Origin of the sequence: Thermoflexus sp., from assembly GCF_025055495.1 — a bacterium.
Lineage (GTDB): Bacteria > Chloroflexota > Anaerolineae > Thermoflexales > Thermoflexaceae > Thermoflexus.
The window spans coordinates 1-2,759 of the sequence record NZ_JANWXB010000072.1; the positions used below are offsets into that span (position 1 = coordinate 1).

The 2,759-nt window shown below is 64.8% G+C and carries 1 protein-coding gene; it reads right to left on the reverse strand.

Annotated elements, in window-relative coordinates; translation table 11 throughout:
* Positions 1-245 precede the first annotated feature (245 nt).
* The gene (gene thrS, locus NZM16_RS02640; RefSeq protein WP_295453301.1) at positions 246-2,036 is read right to left on the reverse strand and encodes a threonine--tRNA ligase; all 1,791 of its coding nucleotides are present in this window, start codon (positions 2,034-2,036) and stop codon (positions 246-248) included.
* Positions 2,037-2,759 lie beyond the last annotated feature (723 nt).

The window sequence follows — 2,759 nt, forward strand, 5'->3', positions numbered from 1 at the left end:
GGCTGAGGCGGCTACGCTGGGCGTAGGGGGCAAGGGCCTGATCCTCGAGGACCTCGAGATCTTCGCGGGTGCGCATTCCTGACTCCCCGCAAGACTGGAATAGGAATTCCGTGGCGGGTTGACGTGTCGTTCGTAGGGGCCCGCGGGCACCCGGCCAGGTGCCCCCACGGGGTGGGCCGGATGGCCTCGCCCTCGCCAACTGACCGTCGGGGCGCCCCCGTGGGCACCCCGACGGACGATTCGATCTATAGGCCGCGGCGGGTGCGGATGGCCTCCAGGGCACGGCCGAGGAAGGCCTCGGGGCTCATGGCCCCCAGATCCTCCCCGGTGCGCAGGCGCACAGCCACCGTGCCGGCCGTCTGCTCCCGATCCCCCACGATCAGCATGTAGGGCACCTTTTGCAGCTGGGCATCCCGGATCTTGGCCTGCATGCGCTCGCTGCGGTCGTCCACCTCGACCCGCAGGCCCGCCGCCCGGAGCTTCGCCCCGACCTCCTGGGCGTAGGGGACGTGCCGGTCGGTGATCGGGATGACGATCGCCTGGACAGGGGCCAGCCAGACCGGGAAGGCGCCGGCGTAGTGCTCCGTCAGGATGCCGATGAAGCGCTCGAAGGAGCCGAAGATCGCCCGGTGGATCATCACCGGCCGCTTGGGCGTGCCGTCCCGATCCATATACTCCAGCTCGAACCGCTCCGGCATCTGAAAGTCCAGCTGCACGGTGGCCAACTGCCAATCGCGGCCGATGGCATCTTTCACCTGGACATCGATCTTGGGGCCGTAGAAGGCACCCTCGCCCTCTTTCAGGCTGTATTCGATGCCCCGCCGCTCCAGCGCCTCGCGGAGCGCGGCCTCGGCGATCTCCCACAGCTTCGGATCGCCCATCGCCTTGGGCGGCTTCGTGCTCAGGAAGAACTCCGGCTGGAAGTCGAAGATGCTGTAGAAACTGTAGATCAGATCCAGCACGCCGTCGATCTCCTCCAGGATCTGATCGGGCCGGCAGTAGATGTGGGCGTCGTCCATGGTGATCTGCCGCACCCGCAGCATCCCGTGGAGCGTCCCCGAGCGCTCGAAACGGTGCAGCCGCCCGATCTCGTTCAACCGAAGCGGCAGATCCCGGTAGGAACGCAGGCGGGACCGGTAGATGATCGTGGACTCCGGGCAGTTCATCGGCTTGAGGGAGAACTCCTGCCCCTCCGCCTCCAGCAGGAACATGTTCTCTTTGTAGTGCTCCCAATGGCCGGACTGTTCCCAGAGTTTCCGGTGGACTAGGATCGGGGTGGAGATCTCCTGGTAGCCCCGGCGATCATGCTCTTCCCGCCACAGCCGCTCGAGCTCCCGGAAGATGATCATGCCCTTCGGGTGCCAGAAAGGTGCCCCGGGCGCGATCTCGTGGAAGGAGAAGAGGTCCAGCTCCCGGCCCAGGCGCCGGTGGTCGCGTTTCTTCGCTTCCTCCAGTCGCCAGAGGTATTGCTCTAATTGCTCCGGCGTCTCCCAGGCTGTCCCGTAGATCCGCTGGAGCATCGGGCGGCGCTCATCGCCGCGCCAGTAGGCCCCGGCCACGTGGAGCAACTTGAAGGCCCCCGGGTGGATCTGGCCGGTGTGCTCCACATGGGGGCCCCGACACAGGTCTTCAAAGGTGTCATGCCGGTAGGTGGTGAGAACCGGGCGCTGACCGGGGGGGAGCGGGTTACCATATTCATCCGTGCCGCGCTGCAGGATGTCCTCGATCAGCTCCAGCTTGTAAGGTTGATCGCTGAAAAGGGCGCGGGCCTCCTCGGGTTTCACTTCGCGGCGGATAAAAGGATGGTTCCCGGCGACGATCTCCCGCATCCGGGCCTCAATGCGTTCTAAGTCTTCAGGCGTCAACGGCCGGGGCAGGTCGAAATCATAATAGAACCCGTCCTCAATCGGCGGCCCGATCCCCAACTTGCCTTCCGGGAACATCTCCAGGACCGCCTGGGCCATGACATGGGCGCACGAATGGCGAATCCGATAGAGCCATGTGTCCTGATAGGGGACGATCTTCTTCTGAGGCATCTCTAACCTCCTCCTGAACTCCGATTGGAAATCGGCCTTCCCGGGCCTGGGGCCGCTGGTCGGCCTCGCCCATATGTGCCGATTAGAAATCGGCCTTCCCGGGCCTGCGGCCATCGGTCGTCCTGCGCCGACCGGGGACGGCCTCTGACTTCCTTTCGCGACCTTATGTGCCGATTGGAGATCGGCCGTCCTAGGCCTGTGACCACCAGTCGGCCTGCGCTGACCAGGGACGGCCTCTGACTTCCTTTCGCGACCTTATGCGCCGATTGGAAATCGGCCTTCCCGGGCCTGCGGCCATCGGTCGTCCTGCGCCGACCAGAGACAAAGCCTCGGCGTAAGACCACGATAGCGAACAGTTTCCGTCAGGCAGGAAACCGAGCCGATTTCTCTTCGCGCCCTTGTGCGCCGATGAGAAATCGGCCTTCCCGAGCCTGCGGCCATCGGTCGTCCTGCGCCGACCAAGGGCGGCTCTGACTTCCTGCGACCTTATGTGCCGATTGGAAATCGGCCTTCTCGGGCCTGCGGCTATCGGTCGGCCTGCGCTGACCGGGGACGGCCTCTGACCTCCTATGACCTTATGTGCCGATTGGAAATCGGCCTTCTCGGGCCCGTGACCACCGGTCGGCCTGCGCCGACCAGAGACGAAGCCTCGGCGTAAGACCACGATAGCGAACAGTTTCCGTCAGGCAGGAAACCGAGCCGATTTCTCTTCGCGCCCTTGTG

Coding starts and splice junctions, on each gene's coding strand:
- thrS (WP_295453301.1), bottom strand. CDS start 2,036: ATGCCTCAGAAGAAGATCGTCCCCTATCAGGACACATGGCTCTATCGG.